The following is a 21,844-nucleotide window of genomic DNA, read 5'->3' on the forward strand; positions in this document are numbered from 1 at the left end:
CTCCTAGTTGGCTTTGTCGGTACGGGTGTTGAGGACCGGGGCGATGACGTCCAGGGCCGCCGGGGTGGTCATCTCCAGGTGGGTGCAGTCCACGTCGAGCTCGTGGATCTCGCCCGTCACGTGCGCGTCCCATGCCTTGGCCGCGTACGGGGAGGCGGCGTGCGGCGGGGAGCCGCTCGGCCGCGCGGAGCGGAAGGCCAGCACGTCGCCGCGGAAGACGCCGGGCACGAACTCGCCCGCGATCCTGCGGTTGTTGGCGGCCACGCGGTGCAGCGCCGCGATGCCCTCCTCGCCGAGTCCGGCGAGCGGGGTGTCGTGCTCGCGCAGCAGCGCGGCGACCTCGGCGGTGGTCAGAGGGCCGCCACGGCCGTCCCGGGCGGGCCCGGCGGCGGCCGCGAGCACGGTGAGGATCTCCTGCAACAGGTCGCCCTCCTGGTCCGCGCCCTGCGGGACCGCGTCCAGCGGGGCCTCCGCGTGCGAGGGGTACGAGTCGAGCAGTGCGAGCAGTTCCACCTCGGCGCCCTCGCTCTGCAGCCGGACGGCGACCTCGTGCGCCACGAGACCGCCGAAGGACCAGCCGACGAGCCGGTACGGGCCCTCCGGCCGCACCTCGCGGATCAGGGCCGCGTAGTCGGCGGCCATCTCGGGGAGGTCGGCCGCGCAGGTGTCGGCGGGGTTCAGGCCGCGGGCCTGGAGCGCGTAGACGGTGGCGTCCGGGCCGAGCCGGGTGATGAAGCCGGTGTAGCACCAGCCGATGCCGACGACGGGGTGGATGAGGAAGTACGGGGCGTCCCCGCCCGTGCCGTCGTCGCCCCGGCCCGCGCGCAGCCGCAGCAGCGGCGCGAACGGGTCGTCGTCGGTTCCGCCCTCGCCGTCACCGCCGTCCTGGCGGAGCCGTTCCGCCAGGGCCGCGACGGTCGGGGCCTCGAAGACGCTGCGGATCGACGCGGCGGTCCCCAGCTCGGCGCGGACACGGTTCACCAGGCGGGTGGCGAGCAGGGAGTGGCCGCCGAGCTCGAAGAAGTCGTCGTCGACGCCGACCTTGTCGACGCCGAGCACCTCGGCGAACAGGGTGCACAGCGTCGCCTCGCGGGCGGTGCGCGGCGCACGGCCGCCGGCACCCCGGACGACCGTGACGTCGGGCGCGGGCAGGGCCTTGCGGTCCAGCTTGCCGTTCGGGGTGAGGGGGAGCGCGGGGAGCCGGACGACGGCCGCGGGCACCATGTAGTCGGGCAGCAGGTCGCGTACGTGCGCACGCAGCTCGTCGGGGCTGAGATCGCCACCGGCGGCGGCGGGCACGGCGTACGCGATGAGCCGCTTGTCGCCCGGCCGGTCCTCGCGGACCACGACCACGCTCTGCGCCACCGAGGCGTGCCGGGTCAGGACCGCCTCGATCTCGCCCAGCTCGATGCGGTACCCGCGGATCTTCACCTGGTGGTCGGTGCGGCTCAGGTATTCGAGCCGGCCGTCCGTGGTCCAGCGGGCCACGTCACCGGTCCGGTACATGCGGGCGCCCGCCGGGCCGTGCGGGTCGGCGACGAAGCGTCCCGCGGTGAGGCCGGGCCGGTCCAAGTAGCCGCGGACCAGGCCTTCTCCGGCCAGATACAGCTCACCGGGGACCCCGGGGAGCACGGGGCGCAGGGCACTGTCGAGGACGTAGGCGCGGGTGTTGCGGATGGGGCGCCCGATGGAGGGGGCGGCGGCGGTCTGTGCCGGGGCGGTCCGTGCGGGGGCGCCCCGGGTGAGGGTCGCCGCCGTCGACCACACCGTCGTCTCCGTCGGCCCGTACAGGTTCGTGACCTCCGCGCCCGTGCGGGTCATGCGCTCCGCGAGGTCCGGCGGCAGGGCCTCGCCGCCCACCAGCATCCGCAGGCCCTCGGCGGCGGCCGGCCGCTCGGTGAGCAGCGCGTGCCACAGGGTGGGCGTGGCCTGCATGATCGTCGCGCCGCTGACGGCGATCAGGTCGGCCAGGGCCGCCGGATCGACCACGGCGGCCCGGTCGGCCACCACGACACTCGCCCCGTGGAGCAGCGGCAGGTGCAGCTCCAGGGCGTGGATGTCGAAGGCGACGGTGGTGACCGCGAGCATGCGGTCGCCGGTGCCGAGCGGGAAGCGCTCACCCATCGCCGTGAGGAAGTTGAGGAGGCCGCGGTGCGGGACCACGACGCCCTTGGGCGCGCCGGTAGAACCCGAAGTGAAGATCACGTACGCCGGGTGGTCCGGCCGCAGCGGGGCGGTCCGCTCCTCGTCCGTGAGGTCCCGCGCGTCGTACCCGGCGGCCTCCGCACGGAACTCCGCCCCGTCCAGGCAGAGGACGTCCGCGCCGTCGGGCAGCCGTGCCGCGCCCTCGACGGTGGTGAGGACCGCGGCGGGCCGAGCGCCCGCGAGGACGGCCGCGACCCGGTCGCGGGGGTGGCCGAGGTCCACCGGGAGGTAGGCGGCGCCCGCCTTCTGGACGGCGAGCAGCGCGACGACGAGACGCGGCGAACGCGGCACGGCGAGGGCGACGACGCTCTCCGGACCCACCCCGCGCGCCACCAGGAGGCGGGCGACGCGGTTGGCCTCGGCGTTCAGCTCCGCGTACGTGAGGCTGTCGGCTCCCTCGTGCCACAGGGCCACGGCGTCCGGGGTGCGGGCCGCCTGCTCCTCGAAGAGGGCGGGCCAGCACCGCTCGGACGGCTCGGCGGCGGTGTCGTTCCACTCGGTGAGGACGCGCCGCCGCTCGTCCGCCGCGAGGACGTCCACGTGGCCCGCCGGCAGGTCCGGGCCCGCCACCACGGTACGCAGCACGTGCCGCAGCCGGTCCGCCCAGCCGAGCACGGTGGCCTCGGTGAACAGGTCGGGCCGGTACGTGAGGCGCAGCCGGAGCACCTCGCCCGGCAGGACGGTCAGGGTCAGCGGGTAGTGGGCGGCGCCGCTGCCCTCCGTACCGGCGATCTCCAGGCCCCGGTAGGCGGGCGGGCCCTCACCGGCCGGGGCCGGGTAGTTCTCGAACACGTACAGCGTGTCGAAGAGCTCGCCGCCGGGCCCGGCGAGCTGCTGGATCTCGCCGAGGCCGACGTACTCGTGGGCGGCGAGGGCCGCGCGCTCGGTCTGGAGGCGCGCCATCATCGCCGTCACGGACTCGGCGGGGTCGATCCGCAGCCGTACGGGAAGGGTGTTGGCGAACAGGCCGATCATCGACTCGACGCCCGGCAGATCCGCCGGGCGGCCGGAGACCGTCGCGCCGAAGACGACGTCGTCCGTGCCGGTGAGCGCGGCGAGGACCAGCGACCAGGCGCCCTGGACCACGGAGTTCAAAGTGAGGCCGCGACGCCGTGCCAGGTCGGTGAGGTCCGCGGTGAGCTCCGCGCCCAGGGCGGTCTCGGTCTCTTCGGGCACCACGGTCTCCCGGCCCGCGCCGGCCGGGCCGAGCAGCGTGGGCCCCCGCAGGCCGTCGAGGTGGTGCCGCCAGGCCGTCACGGCGTCCGTGCGGTCGCGCGCTGTCAGCCAGCGCAGGTAGTCGCGGTAGGGGCGGGGCGGGGGCAGGGTGTGGTCGCTGCCGTCCTGCGCGTACATCGTGAACAGCTCGTGCAGCATCAGCGGCACGGACCAGCCGTCGAGCAGGATGTGGTGGCTCGTCATCACGAACCGGTACTCGCCCGGCGCGAGCCGGATCAGGAGGCAGCGGACCAGCGGCGGCCTGCGCAGGTCGAAGCGGGTCGCCCGGTCCTCGGCGAGGGCGGCGTCGAGCCGCTCCCGCCGCTCGCCGGGCGCGGCCGGGGCGAGGTCGAGCAGCCGCCACGGCATGCGGACGCGGTCCGGCACGACCTGTACGGGTTCGCCGCCCCGGCGTTCGCGGAAGGCGCCGCGGAGGTTGCCGTGCCGGGCGAGCAGTCCGTCGGCCGCGCGGCGCAGCGCGCCCGCGTCGAGTTCACCGCGCAGGTCGAACACGAACTGCAGGTGGTAGACGTCGGCGCCCCGCTCGTCGTACTGCGCGTGGAACAGGAACCCCTCCTGCAGCGCCGTCAGCGGCAGCACGTCCTCGATGCGTGCCTTGGCGGTGCGTGCGTCGGCGCGCGTCATGCCTGATCCCCGTTCCCGACCGTGCGGTCGTCCGTGAAGGTGCTGAACCCGTCGGCGGCTCCGAACCCGTCCGCGTCACCGAAGCCGTCTGCGTCACCGAAGCCGTCCGTCTCCCCGAAGTCGGTGAAGTCGGCGAAGTCGTCCTCGAACTCGTCGATGTCGGACTGGTCGATTTCCACCAGGTCGAAGTCGGAGGCCGTCGCGCCGCCCGCGTCATCCGCCTCTACGTGGCGGGCCATCGCGGTCAGCGCACGGGTCCATGCGTCCGCCATCGCGGTCGCCTCGGCCTCCGTGAGGAGGCCGTCCGCCCAGGTCCACGTGGCGCGGAGCTCCGCGCCGTCCGCCGTCGCCCTGGCGACGGCGTTGACCGTGAGCGGGGTGCGCAGCGGCATCGCGCCCGGCGGCAGACCCGCGCCGTCCTCGCCCGTCGCCTCGGGCGCGAGAGCCCAGTCGGCCGTGCGGCCGGGACCGTCGAAGCGGCCCAGGTAGTTGAAGCCGATCTGCGGCGTCGGGAGCGCGGCGAGCCGCGGTGCCGTGTCCGGGTTGAGGTAGCGCAGCAGGCCGTGGCCGATGCCCTGGTCCGGTACGGCGCGCAGCTGTTCCTTGGCGCGCTTGAGTACGTGGCCGACGGCGGGCCCGGCCCGCCACAGGTCGTCCCAGTCGACCTCGCCCGGTTCGATCCGCACCGGGTGGACGCAGGTGAACCAGCCCATGGTGCGGGACAGGTCGAGGCCCGCGGTGAGTTCCTCGTGGCGGCCGTGGCCCTCGACCTCGATGAGCACCGGTTCGCCGTGCGGCCGGTCGCGGCCGGTCAGGGAGGCGAGGGCCAGCGCGGTCAGCAGGACGTCGTTGACGCCCGCGTTGAAGGCGGCGGGCACCCGCGAGAGGACCGTCTCGGTGACGGGCGCGGGCAGCGTGACCGTCAGGGACCGCGCGGTGGCGGTGGTGTCCGTGGCGGGGTCGAGCTCCCGGGTGCCGAACCGCTGCGCGGGCCGGTCGTGCAGGCCCGTCCAGAAGGCCAGTTCGGCGGCGCGGGTCGGCTCGGCGGCCTCCTCGGCGAGGAGGGTCGCCCAGCGCCGGAAGGAGGTGCCGACCCGTTCCGGACGCGGGGTGCGCCCTGCGGCGACGTCGCTCCACGCCGCGCCGAGGTCGTGCATCAGGACGCGCCAGGACACGCCGTCCACCGCGAGGTGGTGGAGTGCGAGCAGGAGGCGCCCGGAGGTCTCCGCGCCCGCGTCGAACCAGACGGCCTGGAACATCACGCCGCCCGCGGGGGAGACGCGCTCGCTCGCGGCGGCCGCCTCCTTGGCGAGTACGGAGCGGGCCGAGGCCTCGTCCATGTTCGTGAGGTCCACCCGGCGCAGGCAGCCCGCCGCGTCGACCGCGTCCACGGGACGTACCCGAAGCGACAACTCCCCCTCACCGGCGGTGGTTTCGAGGCGCAGGACGTCGTGGTGGTCGACGAGGGCCTGCAGGGCCGTCGCGAGCCCCGACTCCGTCAGCGCGGCAGGCACCTGGAGGAGCACGGACTGGAGCAGGCCGTCCAGCGTGCCGCCGCGCTCCAGCAGGTCGTGCACGACCGGGGTGAGCGGGACATCGCCGGTGCCGTCGTCGGCGGGCGCGTCCTCGGGCGCCGTGACCGTGCCCGCCGCGGCGGCGAGCTGGGCCAGCGTCCGGGCCTGGAACACGTCCTTCGGGGCGAGTTCGAGGCCCGCCGCACGGGCCCGGCTTGCGAGTTGGATCGAGCCGATGCTGTCGCCGCCGAGCTCGAAGAAGTTGTCGTCGACGCCGACCTCCTCGACGCCCAGGACCTCGCCGACCAGACGGCACACGACCTGCTCGCGCTCGGTGCGCGGGGCGGTCCTCGCGGCGGCCGACCGGAACACCGGTGCGGGCAGCACGGCCCGGTCCAGCTTGCCGTTGGCGGTGAGCGGCAGCTCGTCGAGCGCCACGACCGCCGCGGGGACCATGTACTCGGGCAGCGACTCGCCGACGTGGGCGCGCAGCTGTGCCTGGTCGATGCCGCGCGCCGGGTCGGCGGGCACGGCGTACGCGACGAGCCGCTTGTCGCCGGGCCGGTCCTCGCGGACCACGACGGCGCTCTGCGCGACCGACGCGTGCCGGGTCAGGGCCGCCTCGATCTCACCGGGTTCGATGCGGAAGCCGCGCACCTTGACCTGGTCGTCGGCGCGGCCGACGAACTCCAGGGCGCCGTCGTGCCGGTGGCGCGCCAGGTCACCGGTCCGGTACATGCGGCCGCCCGCGGGCCCGTACGGGTCGGCGACGAACCGCTCGCCGGTCAGCCCGGCGCGGTCGAGATAGCCGCGCGCCAGACCGGCGCCCGCGATGTACAGCTCGCCGACGCAGCCGACCGGCACCGGTGCGAGGGCAGCGTCGAGCACGTACGCCCGGGTGTTGGCCATCGGGCGGCCGATCGGCAGCCGGTCGCCCAGCTCGTCCCGCGCCCCGACCAGGTGGGTGGTGGCGCACAGGGTGATCTCGGTCGGCCCGTACAGATGGCGCACCACGACGTGCGGCGCGGCACGCAACACGCTCTCGACGGCCGCGACGGACACGACGTCACCGCCGGTGAGGATCTCCTTGACGCCGCCGAGCGCGTCGCCGAGGTCGTCGGCGACGACCCGGAAGAGACCCGCCGTGAAGTGCACCCCGGTGATGCCCTCCTCGACGATCAGCCGCTTGAGCTCGGCGACGTCCGGCTCGCCGGGCGGCGCGAGCACGACGCGCCCGCCCGCGAGGAGCGGCACCCACAGCTCGTAATTGGAGATGTCGAACGCGTACGGGGCGTGCATCAGGACCTGCTGATGGTGGCCGCCGTCGGCCCACGACGGGTCGAGGGCCAGTTCGAGGAGGGAGCGGTGGGTGATCGCGATGCCCTTGGGCTTCCCCGTCGAGCCGGAGGTGTGCATGACGTACGCGAGGCTCTCGGGCCGCTCGGGCACGGCGGGCGCGCTGTCGGCGGTCCCGGTGTCCTCGGCGAGGACGACCTCGGCGGCGTTCCCGGGCAGCCCGCGTTCGCGCCAGGCGCGGTCGGTGACGAGGACGCGCGCGCCGGAGCCCGCGAGGACCTCCCGCATGCGCTCGTCCGGGTAGCTCTCGTGCAGCGGGGCGTACGCGGCGCCCGCCTTGAGGATGCCGAGCAGCGCGACCACGAGGTCCGCCGACCGTTCCATGAGGACGGCGACGCGTTCCTCGGGGCGTACGCCGAGTCCGGTCAGGCGGTGGGCGAGCGCGTTGGCGCGCCGGTCGAGTTCGGCGTACGTCAGGTGCCGGCCGCCGGAGGTGATGGCCACCGCGTCGGGGCGGGTGCGCGCGAGCCGTCCGAAGGTGCCGTGGACCGTCGAGTCGAGCCCGGGGACGGCCGTCCCGGTGGCGTTCCACTCGGTGAGGACCCGGTGCCGTTCGTCATCGCCGAGGATGTCGATCCGCTCGACGGGCAGGTCCGGTGCGGCGAGGACCGCGCGCAGCAGCCGCCGCAGCCGGGCGGCGATCAGCTCGGCGCTCTCGTGGTCGAACAGGTCGGCGCTGTATTCGAGCATGCCCCGGATGCCGGAGGGAGTGCCGTTCCCGTCCGTGCGCTCCTGGAGGCTCAGCGACAGGTCGAACTTGGCGACGCCGATGTCGACCGGCTCACCGGCGATCCGCAGTCCGGGCAGTTCGAGATCGGCTTCCGGGGTGTTCTGGAAGGCGAGGAGGACTTGGAAGAGGGGGTGGCGTGAGCGGGAGCGGGTGGGGTTGACGAGCTCGACGAGGCGTTCGAAGGGGACGTCCTGGTGGGCGTATGCGTCGAGGTCGGTGGTGCGTACGCGGTTGACGAGTTCTCGGAAGGTGGGTTGTCCGGAGACGTCGGTGCGCAGGACGAGGGTGTTGGTGAAGAAGCCGATGAGGTCGTCGAGGGCTTCGTCGGTGCGGCCCGCGATGGGGCTGCCGATGGGGATGTCGTCGCCTGCGCCGAGTCGGTTGAGGAGTGCGGCGAGAGCGGCCTGGACGACCATGAAGACGGAGGAGGACGACTCGCGCGCGAACTCCGCCACCTGCTCGTGGAGGTCCGCGTCCCACTCCATGGCCACGCGTCCGCCGACGTGACTCGACTCGTTGGGCCGGGGCCGGTCGGTCGGCAGGTCCAGCTCTTCGGGCAGGCCCGCGAGCGCGTCGCGCCAGTGGGAGAGTTGCGCGTGCGCGACCGTTCCCGACTCGCCCTCGTCGCCGAGGAGTTCGCGCTGCCAGAGGGCGTAGTCGGCGTACTGGACGGGCAGCGGCTCCCAGTCGGGTGCCGTGCCGCCGAGGCGGGCCGCGTAGGCCGTGCCGAGGTCGCTCGCGAGCGGGCCCATCGACCAGCCGTCGCCCGCGATGTGGTGCAGCGAGATGAGGAGGACGTGCTCGGCGTCGCCGACCGTGAACAGCGTCGCGCGCAGCGGCAGTTCGCGCGACAGGTCGAATCCGCTGCTCGCCGCCTCCTTCAGCAGCTCGGGCAGCCGCCGCTCGTCGGCCCGTACGAGGGAGAGCGCGAAGGCCGCGTCGGCGGGCGCGAGGACGCGCTGCTCCACCTGCCCGTCGCTCTCGGGGAACACGGTGCGCAGCGACTCGTGCCGGGCGACGACGTCGCCGAGCGCGGCCTCCAGGGCGCCGGTGTCGACCGTGCCCGTCAGCCGCAGCACGACCGGCATGTTGTAGAGCGCGTCCGCGTCGTGCAGCCGGCCGAGCATCCACAGCCGGTGCTGGGCGAAGGAGAGCGGCAGCGGTGAGGGCCGGTCCCGCGGCTCCAGGGCCGGACGCCCGGCCCCCGGCCCCGCGGTGGACACGGCGGCGAGCCCGGCGACGGTCGGCGTCTCGAAGAGTGCGGCCAGCGGCAGTTCGGCGCCGAGGACCGCGCGGACGCGGCTGATGAGACGGGTGGCGAGCAGGGAGTGGCCGCCGAGGTCGAAGAAGCTGTCGTCGATGCCGACGTGGTCGACGCCGAGGACGTCGGCGAACAGGCCGCACAGGACCTCCTCGCGCGGCGTGCGCGGGGCCCGTCCCGTCGCCGTCCGGCCGTAGTCCGGCACGGGCAGCGCGTCCCGGTGCACCTTGCCGGTGGGCGAGAGCGGTATCGCGTCGAGCGTGACGACGGCGGCCGGGACCATGTACTCGGGCAGCAGACCGGCGACGTACGACCGCAGCTCGGACGCCTCCGCGCCCCCGCCGGGCCCCGCGGGCACGACGTACGCGACGAGCCGCTTGTCGCCGGGCCTGTCCTCGCGGACGACGACGGCGGAGTGGGAGACCGCGGGGTGCCGGTCGAGCACGGCGGCGATCTCGCCGGGTTCGATGCGGAAGCCGCGGACCTTGACCTGGTCGTCGGCGCGGCCGAGGTACTCCAGTTCGCCGTCGGCGTTCCAGCGGACGAGGTCGCCGGTGCGGTACATGCGCTCGCCCGGTGCCCCGAACGGGCAGGCCACGAACCGCTCCGCGGTCAGGCCCGCACGGTTCAGATAGCCGCGCGCGACACCGTCGCCCGCCAGATACAGCTCACCCGTGACACCGGCGGGGACCGGGCGCAGGCCCGCGCCGAGCACGTACGCACGCGTCCCCGTGACGGGACGGCCGATCGGCGCCGAGACGGCGCCCGTCAGCGGGCTGCTGAGCGTGGCGCACACGGTCGACTCGGTGGGGCCGTACGCGTTGAGCATCGTCCGGCCGGACGACCACCGCGCGGTCACCTCCGGCGGGCACGCCTCACCACCGGTGATCAGCCCGCGCAGCGTCGGCACGCTCTCCGGGTCCAGCGTGGCGACGAAGGCGGGCGGCAGCATGGCGTGCGTGACGCCCTCTTCGGCGATGAGCCGCACCACGGCGTCGCCGACGACCTGCTCGGGACGCGGCACGACGAGGGTCGCACCGGCCAGCAGGGTCATCACCAGTTCACCGGCGGACGCGTCGAAGCTGAGCGACGCGAACTGCAGCACCCTGGAGTCGCCGTCCACACCCAGGGCCTCCTGGTGGGACAGGGCGAGGCTCGCCAGGCCGCGGTGCGTGACCTGGACGCCCTTCGGGTTGCCGGTGGAGCCCGAGGTGTACACGACGTACGCGGGGTGGCCGACGCGCAGCGGCGACACCCGGTCCGCGTCGGTCAGGTCGGCGCCGGACAGGGCGGCCGCCTCACCGGCCAGGTCCGGGTCGTCGAGGCGCCAGCGCGGCACGGACTCCGGTACGCGGCCCCCGGCGTCGCCCACGGTGAGCAGGCCCAGGGGTGCGGCGTCCGCGCACATGTAGGCGGCGCGTTCGGCCGGGTAGTCCGGGTCCACGTTCAGATAGGCCGCGCCCGCCTTCACCACGGCGAGGGCCGCGAGCACGAGGTCGGCCGAGCGCGGGAAGGCCAGCGCCACCACCGAGTCCGGGCGCACGCCGCGGCCGGCCAGCAGGCGGGCCAGCCGGTTGGCGCGGGCGTTCAGCTCCGCGTAGCCCAGGGCCGTGCCGTCGTGCAGGACGGCGGTGGCGTCGGGCGTGCGGGCCACCTGGGCCTCGAAGAGCACGGGCAGCGGCGCCGCCTGCGCGCGGGCGCCCTCGGCGGTGTTCCACGCGGTCAGGACGCGGTGGCGCTCATCCTCGTCGAGGACGTCGATACGGCTGACCGGGGCGTCCGGCTCGGTGACGGCCGCACGCAGCAGGTGCTCCAGACGGCGCGCGATGAGGGCCGCGGTGTCCGCTTCGAAGAGGTCGCGGTTGAACTCCATGACACCCTCGGCGCCCCCGTCACCGGCCGGCTCCCGCACGCTGAACACCAGGTCGAACTTGGCGACGTCGGTGGCGGCAGGCTCGGCCTCGATGGTGAGCCCCGGCAGCCGGAGGCTGACCTCGGGAGTGTTCTGGAGGACCAGCATCACCTGGAAGAGCGGATGCCGTGAGCGGGAGCGGGTGGGGTTGACGAGCTCGACGAGGCGTTCGAAGGGGACGTCCTGGTGGGCGTATGCGTCGAGGTCGGTCGCCCGTACCCGGTTGACGAGTTCGCGGAAGGTGGGTTGTCCGGAGACGTCGGTGCGCAGGACGAGGGTGTTGGTGAAGAAGCCGATGAGGTGGTCGAGGGCTTCGTCGGTGCGGCCCGCGATGGGGCTGCCGATGGGGATGTCGTCTCCGGCGCCGAGCCGGTTGAGGAGTGCGGCGAGAGCGGCTTGGACGACCATGAAGACGGAGGAGGACGACTCGCGTGCGAATTCCGCTATGCGCGCGTGCAGTTCGGCGTCCCAGCCGAAGGGAACCATGCCGCCCCGGTGACTCGCGGTCGTCGGGCGCGGGTGGTCGGTGGGCAGGTCGAGCTCTTCGGGAAGTCCGGCGAGGGCGTCGCGCCAGTGGTCGAGCTGTCGACGGGCGATCGTGCCGGACTCGCCCTCGTCGCCGAGGAGTTCGCGCTGCCAGAGGGCGTAGTCGGCGTACTGGACGGGCAGCGGCTCCCAGTCGGGTGCCGTGCCGCCGAGACGGGCCGTGTAGGCGGCGCCCAGGTCGTGGGCGAACGGTGCCATCGACCAGCCGTCGCCCGCGATGTGGTGCAGGGACACGAGGAGGACGTGTTCGGTCCCGGTGACGGCGAACAGTCGGGCGCGCAGCGGTAGCTCGTGGGCGAGGTCGAAGCCTTCGCGGGCGGCTGCCGCGAGCAGGCCGGACAGCTGCTGTTCGTCCGATGCGACACCGGCACCGGCACCGGCCGCGGTCACGGGGAGAGGTACGTCCCACGTGTCGAGTACGAGCTGCCGCGCCTCGCCGTCGACGTCGGGGAAGACCGTGCGCAGGGACTCGTGGCGTCCCACGACGTCGTTGAGGGCGGCGTGCAGGGCAGCCCGGTCGAGGTCGCCGCGCAGGCGCAGGACGACGGGCATGTTGTACAGCGCGTCGGCACTTTCGAGGCGGTTGAGGAACCACAGGCGGCGCTGGGCGAACGACAGCGGCACGGCCTCCGGGCGCTCGGGCCGCCGCGCGAGGGCGGGACGTGTCTCCTCCGCGCCGGAGAGGGCGGCGAGCCCGGCGACGGTGGGCGTGTCGAACAGGGCGGTCAGCGGGAGCTCCACGCCGAGGGCGGTGCGGATGCGGCTGACGAGGCGGGTGGCGAGGAGGGAGTGGCCGCCGAGGTCGAAGAAGCTGTCGTCGATGCCGACGTGGTCGACGCCGAGGACGTCGGCGAACAGGCCGCACAGCACTTCCTCGCGGGGTGTACGCGGGGCACGTCCCGTCGCCGTCGCGGCGAAGTCCGGGGCGGGCAGGGCGCGGCGGTCGAGCTTGCCGTTCGGGGTCAGCGGTATCGCGTCGAGCGTGACGACGGCGGCCGGGACCATGTACTCGGGCAGCACGCCGGCGACGTACGACCGCAGCTCGGCGGCGTCGACATCCGTCGCCGGATCGGCCGGTACGACGTACGCGACGAGCCGCTTGTCGCCCTGCCGGTCCTCGCGGACCACGACCGCCGCGCGGGCGACGGAAGCGTGCCGCTCCAGCACGGCGGCGATCTCGCCGGGTTCGATGCGGAAGCCGCGGACCTTGACCTGGTCGTCGGCGCGGCCGAGGTACTCGAGCTCGCCGTCGGCGTTCCAGCGGACGAGGTCGCCGGTGCGGTACATGCGCTCGCCGGGCGCCCCGAACGGGCACGCCACGAAGCGCTCGGCGGTAAGACCCGGGCGGCCCAGGTAGCCGCGCGCGACACCGCCGCCCGCGACGTACAGCTCACCGGGCACACCGGCCGGGACCGGCAGCAGCCCCGAACCCAGCACGTAGAAGCGGGTGTTGGACAGCGGGCGGCCGATCGGCAGTGCGCCGGGGGCGAGCTCCTCGCCCGGAGCGACGCGGTGCTCGGCGCAGCTGACGGTGGTCTCCGTCGGCCCGTACACGTTGCGCACGGCGACCGACGGGTGCGCGGCGCGCCAGGAGCCGAGCGCCCCCGCCGTGAGGGACTCACCGGCGAGCAGCAGGTCGCCGGTCGGCGACGCGTGGTCCGGCAGGGCCTCCAGGACCGGCAGGTGGCTGGGCGTCGCCTTCAGCAGGGTCGGGGCGGTGGCGGGCAGGCCCGCGTCGTCCAGGCTGCCCACGGTCACGCGGCCGCCGACCGTGAGCGGCGTGAGGAGCGCCGTCACCGTCATGTCGAAGGAGACGGACGAGTGCAGCAGCGCGGAGCCGCCCACGCTGCCGTAGCTCTTGCCCGCCCACTCCAAGTAGTCGACGAGGTTGCGCTGTTCGACGACGACGCCCTTCGGGGTGCCGGTCGAGCCCGAGGTGTAGATGACGTACGCGGGGTGGTGCGGGAGCAGCGGCGCGGTCCGGCGGTCGTCGCCCGGGTCGCCGGACTCGGGCGTGACGGTGTCCGCCAACAGCCGCGGCACGGCGGCGAACTCGTCGCGGCCCCGCACCGTCTCCTCGGTCGTCAGGAGCAGCGCGGGCGCCGCGTCGTCCAGCATGTACGCGATGCGGTCGGCCGGGTAGCCGGTGTCGACCGGCAGGTAGGCGGCGCCCGCCTTGAGGACGCCGAGCAGTCCGGCGAGCAGCAGCGGCGACGGCGGCAGTGCCACGGCGACCAGGTCCTCGGGCCCCGCGCCGAGCGCCGTCACCCGGCGCGCCACACCGTTGGCGAGCGCGTTCAGCTCCGCGTACGTCAGCTGTTCGGCGCCGTGCGCGACGGCCGTCGCGTCGGGGGTGTGGGCCGCCTGGGCCTCGAACAGCTCGGGCAGCGTCGTGTGCCGGACCCCGGTCGCGGTGTCGTTCCACGCGGTGAGGACGCGGTGGCGCTCGTCCTCGTCCAGGACGTCGATGCGGCTGACGGGGGCGTCCGGGTCGGCGAGGAGGGCCCGCAGGACGCGTTCGAGGCGTGCGGCGAGTGCGGCGGCGGTTCCGTGGTCGAACAGGTCGCCGTTGTACTCCAGGGTTCCGGCGATGCCGCCAGGAACCTGATCGCCCCGGCCCCCCTGACTCCGGTGCTCCGTGACGTTGAACGACAGGTCGAACTTGGCGACCCCCGCGTCGGTGGGCTCCACCGCGAAGGAGAGACCGGGCAGTTCGAGGCCGACCTCGGGGGTGTTCTGGAAGGTGAGGAGGACTTGGAAGAGGGGGTGGCGTGAGCGGGAGCGGGTGGGGTTGACGAGCTCGACGAGGCGTTCGAAGGGGACGTCCTGGTGGGCGTATGCGTCGAGGTCGGTCGTCCGTACGCGGTTGACGAGTTCGCGGAAGGTGGGTTGTCCGGAGACGTCGGTGCGCAGGACGAGGGTGTTGGTGAAGAAGCCGATGAGGTGGTCGAGGGCTTCGTCGGTGCGGCCCGCGATGGGGCTGCCGATGGGGATGTCGTCGCCTGCGCCGAGCCGGTTGAGGAGTGCGGCGAGAGCGGCTTGGACGACCATGAAGACGGAGGAGGACGACTCGCGTGCGAACTCCGCTATGCGCGCGTGCAGTTCGGCGTCCCAGTCGACACCGACGCGCCCGCCCGTGTGGCTGCCGGTCGCAGGACGCGGCCGGTCGGTGGGCAGGTCCAGCTCTTCGGGGAGCCCGGCGAGCGCCTGCCGCCAGTGGTCGAGCTGTCGACGGGCAAGCGTGTCCGACTCCTCCTCGTCGCCGAGGAGTTCGCGCTGCCAGAGGGCGTAGTCGGCGTACTGGACGGGCAGCGGCTCCCAGTCGGGTGCCGTGCCGTCGAGGCGGGCCGCGTAGGCCGTGCCGAGGTCGCTCGCGAGCGGGCCCATCGACCAGCCGTCACCGGCGATGTGGTGCAGCAGCAGCGCGAGCACGTGCTCGGTCGGACCGAGCTCGAACAGGGCGGCGCGCAGCGGCATCTCGTCGGCCAGGTCGAAGCCTTCGCGGGCGGCCGCCGCGAGCAGGCCGGGCAGCCGCTCTTCGTCGGCCTCGGTCACGGGGAGGGGTACGTCCCACGTGTCGAGTACGAGCTGGCGGGCTTCGCCGTCGACGTCGGGGAAGACCGTGCGCAGGGACTCGTGGCGTCCCACGACGTCGTTGAGGGCGGCGTGCAGGGCAGCCCGGTCGAGGTCGCCGCGCAGGCGCAGGACGACGGGCATGTTGTACAGCGCGTCGGTGCTCTCGAGGCGGTTGAGGAACCACAGGCGGCGCTGGGCGAACGACAGCGGGACCGCTTCAGGCCGCTGCGGCCGGCGTACGAGCGCCGGGCGGCCCGGCTCCGTCTCCGCGTCCGCGATCACGGCGGCGAGCCCGGCGACGGTCGGCGTCTCGAACAGCGCGGCCAGCGGCAGTTCGGCGCCCAGAACCGTGCGGACGCGGCTGACGAGGCGGGTGGCGAGCAGGGAGTGGCCGCCGAGGTCGAAGAAGCTGTCGTCGATGCCGACGTGGTCGACGCCGAGGACGTCGGCGAACAGGCCGCACAGCACTTCCTCGCGCGGTGTGCGTGGGGCCCGGCCGGCGGTCTCCGCGGCGAAGTCCGGGGCGGGCAGGGCGCGGCGGTCGAGCTTGCCGTTCGGGGTGAGTGGCAGCGCGTCGAGCGTGACGACGGCGGCCGGGACCATGTACTCGGGCAGCACACCGGCGACGTACGACCGCAGCTCGGCGGCGTCGACGCCGCGCGCCGGATCGGCGGGAACCACATAGCCGACCAGACGCTTGTCGCCGGGGCGGTCCTCGCGCACCACCACGGCCGCCCGCGCCACGGCGGGCCCCGCGGCCAGCGCGGACTCGATCTCGCCGAGCTCCACGCGCAGGCCGCGGATCTTGACCTGCTCGTCGGCGCGGCCCAGGTACTCCAGATCGCCGTCGGCGGTCCGGCGGACGAGGTCCCCGGAGCGGTACATGCGCTCGCCGGGCGCCCCGAACGGGCAGGGCACGAAGCGTTCCGCGGTCAGCGCGGGGCGGCCCAGATAGCCGCGCGCGACACCGGCGCCCGCCAGATAGAGCTCTCCCGCGACACCCGCGGGGACCGGTCGCAGCCACGCGTCGAGGACGTACGCGCGCATGCCGGGGACGGGCGTGCCGATGGACGGCCGGGCGGCGCCGGACAGCGGGCCGCTCAGGGTGGCGCACACCGTGATCTCGGTGGGGCCGTACGCGTTGAGCATCGTCCGGTCCCGCGACCAGCGGGCCACCAGCTCGCCGGAGGACGCCTCGCCGCCCACGAGCAGGGTGCGGACCGAGGGCAGGTCGCCGGGCGCGAGGACGTCGAGGACGGACGGCGGCAGCAGCGTGTGCGTGATGCGCCGCTCCGCGACCAGCTCCACCAGCGGGGCACCAGGCCGCAGCCGGTCCGCCGGGGCAAGCACCAGCGTGGCGCCGGACAGCAGCGCCATGGACAGCTCCCAGAACGCCGCGTCGAAGCTGAACGACGCGAACTGCAGCACCCGGTCGCCGGGCGCGAGCCGCCACACCTCCCGGGTCGCGAGGAGCCCGGCCACACCGGTGTGGGGGACGACGACGCCCTTGGGGCGGCCGGTCGAGCCCGAGGTGTAGATGACGTACGCAGGGTGGGAACGGCGCAGCGGGGCGCGGCGCTCGGCATCGGTCACGTCGTGCGCGGCGAAGGGGGTGACGTCCGCCGTGTCCAGCACCAGACGGTCGGTGCCGGACGGCACGGCGGCGGCGAGGCCCTCCGTGGTCAGCGTCAGCGCGGGCGAGGCGTCGCCGAGCATGTACGCGATGCGGTCGGCCGGGTAGGCGGGGTCGACCGGCAGGTAGGCGGCGCCCGCCTTGAGCACGGCGAGCACCGCGACCGGCAGCTCGGCCGAGCGCGGCAGCATCAGGGCCACGGTGTCCTCGGGGCCGATGCCGCGCCGGACGAGGAGCCGGGCCACCCGGTTGGCGCGCTCGTTCAGCTCGCCGTAGGTCAGCGTGGTGTCCTCGAAGACGACGGCGGGCGCGTCCGGTGCGAGGGCGGCCCGCTCCTCGAACAGCTCGGGGACGGTGCGGGCGAGGAGGTCGGTGCGGGTGGTGTCCGCGCCGTCGGTGAGCCGGGCGTGTTCGGCGGCCGTCAGCAGGTCGAAGTCGCCGATGCGCCGCTCCGGAGCGGCCGCGGCGTCGGCGAGGAGCCGGAGCAGCCGCGACATCAGCCGCTCGACGGTGTCCTGGTCGAACAGGTCGGTGCTGAACTCCACGAAGCCGTCGAGCCCGGCGGGGGAGCCGTCGGCGTCGCGCGTCTCCGTCAGGCTCAGGGAGAGGTCGAACTTGGAGCCGCCGGGGTGCACGCCGTAGGGGGCGACGTCCAGGCCGGGCAGGGTCATCCCGGACGCCGGGGTGTTCTGCAGCGCGAGGAGGACCTGCACGAGCGGCTGGCGGCCGGCGACCCGGGCCGGGTTGAGGGCCTCGACCAGACGCTCGAAGGGCAGGTCCTGGTGGGCGTAGGCCGCCAGGTCGGTGTCGCGGACGCGGTCCACGAGCTCACCGAAGCCGGGGTTGCCGGACGTGTCGGTGCGCAGCACCAGCGTGTTGACGAAGAAGCCGACGAGATCGTCCAGCGCCTCGTCGGTGCGGCCCGCGACGGGGCTGCCGACGGGGATGTCCGTGCCCGCGCCGAGGCGGCTGAGCAGCGTGGCGAGGCCCGCCTGCAACACCATGTGGAGGGTGGCGCGGCGGTCGCCCGCCAGCGCGACGAGGGCCCGGTGCAACCCGGCGTCGACGGAGACGGGCAGTGCGGCGCCCTCGTTGCCGGGGGCCGCGGGGCGCGGCCGGTCGGCGGGCAGCGCCAGCTCCTCGGGCAGGCCCGCGAGCGCCGAGCGCCAGAAGTCGAGCTGCTGCCGGGCCAGGCCGCCCGACCCGCCGTCGTCGCCGAGGAGCCGCCGCTGCCACAGGGTGTAGTCGGCGTACTGGACGGGCAGCGGCTCCCAGGCGGGCGCCGTGCCGGTCAGGCGGGCCGCGTAGGCGTCGCCGAGGTCGCGGGCGAGCGGCGCCATGGACCACTCGTCGCCCGCGATGTGATGCATGACGAGCGCGAGGACGTGCTCGGGCACGCCGTCACGCGCACCGAGCGAGAACAGCTGGGCCCGCACCGGTATCTCGCGGGACAGGTCGAAGTCGGTCCGTGCCGCCGCGTCGAGGAGCGCGCTCAGCTCCCGCTCACCGGTCGCGGTCACCGGCAGCGGCAGCTCCCACGCGTCGAGCACCGACTGCCGCGCTCGGCCGTCGGTTTCGGGGAAGACGGTGCGCAGGGACTCGTGGCGTCCCACGACGTCGTGGAGGGCGGCGCGCAGCGCGTCCCGGTCGAGCGCGCCGCGGAGCCGCAGTGCGAGCGGCATGTTGTACGTCGAGCCGACACCGCCGGCCCGGCGCAGGAACCACAGGCGCTGCTGGGCGAAGGAGAGCGGCAGCTCGTCGGGCCGGTCCACCGGCACCAGCGCCGGGCGCGCGGCAGCCGCCCCGCCGTCGCCGTCGTCGCCGAGGCTGTCGGCGAGCCCGGCGACGGTCGGCGACTCGAAGAGCCGCATGAGCTGCAGCTCGGTACCGAGCTCGGCGCGCACCCGCACGGCGAGCCGCGTGGCGAGCAGCGAATGGCCGCCCAGGTCGAAGAAGTTGTCGTCGATGCCGACCTGCTCCACGCCGAGGACCTCGGCGAAGAGCCGGCACAGGGTCTCCTCGCGGGCGGTGCGCGGCGCGCGGCCGCTGCCGCCGTCGAAGCGGGGCGCGGGCAGGGCACGCCGGTCCAGCTTGCCGTTGACGGTCAGCGGCAGCGCGTCCAGGGCGACCACGGCCGCTGGGACCATGTACGAGGGCAGGGCCTCGCTCGCGTACGCCCGCAGCGCCGCGGCGTCGAGAGCCACACCGGCACTGACACTGACACTGACACCGGCACCGGCACCGGCACCGGCATCCGCACTCCGCGGCACGGCGTACGCCACGAGACGCTTGTCGCCGGGCCGGTCCTCGCGGACGACGACGGCGACCTCGGCGACGTCCGGGTGACGGTCGAGCACCGCCTCGATCTCGCCGAGCTCGATGCGGAAGCCGCGGATCTTCACCTGCTGGTCGGCCCGGCCCTCGTAGGAGAGGAGACCGCCGGCCGACCAGCGGGCCAGGTCGCCGGTGCGGTACATGCGCTCGCCGGGCGCGCCGAAGGGGCAGGCCACGAAGCGTTCGGCGGTCAGACCCGAGCGGCCCAGATAGCCGCGGGCGAGACCGGCACCCGCCACGTACAGCTCGCCGACGGCGCCGGGCGGCGCCGGACGCAGCCGGTCGTCGAGGACGTAGGCGCGCAGGTCGGGCAGGGCGGGCCCGACGGTGCTCCCGTTGTCCGCCGCGGCGCTCTCGCGGGTCAGGGCCTGCTGGGTGACGTGCACGGTCGTCTCGGTGATGCCGTACATGTTGACGAGCGTCGGCGCGTCGTCGGCATGCCGCTCGTACCACTCGGCGAGCCTGCCGGGCACGAGCGCCTCGCCGCCGAACACGACGTGCCGCAGGGCGAGTTCGGTGCCGGGGCGGCGCTGGTCGGCCTGGATGAGCTGGTAGAACGCCGACGGGGTCTGGTTGAGGACGGTGACGCGCTGTTCGGCGAGGAGGTCGAGGAACGCCTCGGGGGAGCGGGACACGCCGTGCGGCACGACGACGAGGCGCCCGCCGTACAGGAGCGCGCCCCACAGCTCCCACACCGAGAAGTCGAAGGCGTACGAGTGGAACAGCGTCCACACGTCGTCCGGGCCGAAGCCGTACTGCTCCTCCGTCGCGGAGAACAGCCGGGTGACGTTGCGGTGGGTGACGACGACGCCCTTCGGGCGGCCCGTCGAACCGGACGTGAAGATCACGTACGCGGGGTGGTCGGCGCACAGCGGGGCGGCCCGGTCGGCGTCGGTGGGGTCGTGCGCGGGCTCCTGGCCCAGGTCCCGCACCTCGCGCACCACCTCCACGCCGTCGAGGACGAGCACGGGCCGCGCCTCGTCGAGGACGGTCGCGCGGCGGGCGGCCGGCGCGTCCGGGTCGACCGGCAGGTATCCGGCGCCGCTCTTGAGGACGGCGAGGACGGCGACGACCAGCTCCACGGAGCGGGGCAGGACGAGGCCGACCAGGGTCTCCGGCCCGGCGCCGCGCGTGATCAGGCGGTGGGCGAGCCGGTTGGCCCACGCGTTGAGGTCCCCGTAGGTGAGCGTGGTGTCCTCGTACACGACGGCCACGGCGTCGGGCGTGCGCCGGGCCCGCTCCTCGAACCGCGCGGGGAGGGTGCCCGCGTCGAGACCGGTGGCTGTGCCGTTCCACTCGGTCAGGACCCGGTGGCGCTCCTGCGGGTCCATGACGTCGACGGTGCCGATCGCCCGGCCGGGCTCTGCGGTCAGCGCCCGCAGATAGGCGACGAAGCGGCGCCCGTGCTCGGCGATGTCCGTCTCGCCGTACGCCGCGGTGTTGCCCGCGATGCGCACCCCGATGCCGTCGTCGCCGCTGCCGCCCTCGAAGACGATGACGAGGTCGTCGACGGGCCCGCTGGGCATGCCGTGCGCCGCGCCCGTGCAGGGGCCGAAGCGCAGACCCTCCTCCAGCGGAAGGAAGTTGATGGACGGCCCGAACATGCGGCGCGAGAACCCGCCGAGCCCGAGGTCCTTGCGCAGGTCCTCGCCCCGGTAGCGCTGGTGGCGCAGCAGCCCGCGCATCTCCTGGCCGACGTGGCGCTGCAACTCCTCGAAGGACATGGCCGGGTCGACGGACACGCGCAGGGGCAGCACGTTGGAGGCCATGCCCGGCGTGGACTTGGTGACCGGGGTGAGGCGTCCGGTGACGGGGAAGCCGAGCACGACGTCGTCGGTGCGGGTGAAGTGACGCAGATACGCCGTGGCGGCTGCCGTCAGGGTGACCTGCCAGGTGGAACGGGCCTGCCGGGCGAGCCGCTTGATCCCGTCGAAGTACGCGGGTTCCAGTCGGCTTTCGTAGCGCGGGGCCTCGCCCCACAGGCCGGTGGCGCGGTCGGGGAGGTTCAGGATCTCCGGGTCGTCGCCGAACCGGTCGAGCCAGTAGTCGCGGTCCCGGCCGCTGCGCTCGCTCTCCGTGTACTTCGCGTGTTCGTCGGTGAATTCGGCGAGGGACGAGAAAGGACTCGCGGAAAAGCAAACCCCGGTTTCTCCCGCTTCTCCTGCCTTTTCTGCCTCCCCGCTCTTTTCGCCGGTTTCCCCCGATACGACTGTTTCTTCTGATACGAGTTCCGTATAGCAGTCGGCGACGCGCTGCACGAGGAGACTGAATCCGAAGGCGTCACAGACGATGTGATGCACCCGCGTGTACCAGTAGAAGCGGTCCGGGGCGACACGGAACAGCATCTGCACGAACAGCGGTCCGCGGCGCAGGTCGAAAGGCCGCTCGAGGTCGTCCTGCATCTCCGCGAGGGCCGCCGCGTGCGGATCGTCCTGCCCGGACACGTCCAGGAAGGGCAGCGGCCAGTCGCGCTCGGCGCGCACCGACTGCCACGGCACGCCGCCCGTCTCGCCGAAGGTGACGTGGAGGGCCTCGGCCTCGTCGACGGCCTGCCGCAGCGCCTTCTCGAACAGCCCCCGGTCGACGGGCCCGTGGATCTCCACATAGCCGTTGATGTTGTACAGGAGGCTGCTCGGAGCCAGCTCCTGAGCAAACCAGATGCGCTGCTGCGCCGCCGACAGTGCGTGACCGGTGGAATGCGTACCCTCGAACACCCTGCGAATCCCCCACGGATAAACGGGGGCAGGTGGAAATCTCTCGCCTCTGGCCCCCCGGTGCGGCGGTTCCGACTGCATCCCGCGCACACTTTCCAAAGTCGAACAAGATCATGTTACATCCGTCACGAGGCGGTCGAGCACCGGTCAAGCCTGGGTAGAGGCAATTGTTCACACACCGTCATGTTGCGTTTGTCATATGG

The 21,844-nt window shown here is 74.0% G+C and carries 2 protein-coding genes; both read right to left on the bottom strand.

The window, feature by feature from the left end:
• Nucleotides 1–3: 3 nt before the first annotated feature.
• Nucleotides 4–4,065, bottom strand: coding sequence for an amino acid adenylation domain-containing protein (locus AC07DO_RS22205; RefSeq protein ID WP_479061936.1), 4,062 nt, complete (start codon nt 4,063–4,065; stop codon nt 4–6).
• Nucleotides 4,062–21,641, bottom strand: coding sequence for a non-ribosomal peptide synthase/polyketide synthase (locus tag AC07DO_RS22210; RefSeq protein WP_479061938.1), 17,580 nt, complete (start codon nt 21,639–21,641; stop codon nt 4,062–4,064). Before AC07DO_RS22210 ends, AC07DO_RS22205 begins: the two co-directional genes overlap by 4 nt.
• Nucleotides 21,642–21,844: the final 203 nt, after the last annotated feature.

The organism is Streptomyces sp. NPDC045678 (genome assembly GCF_056432085.1).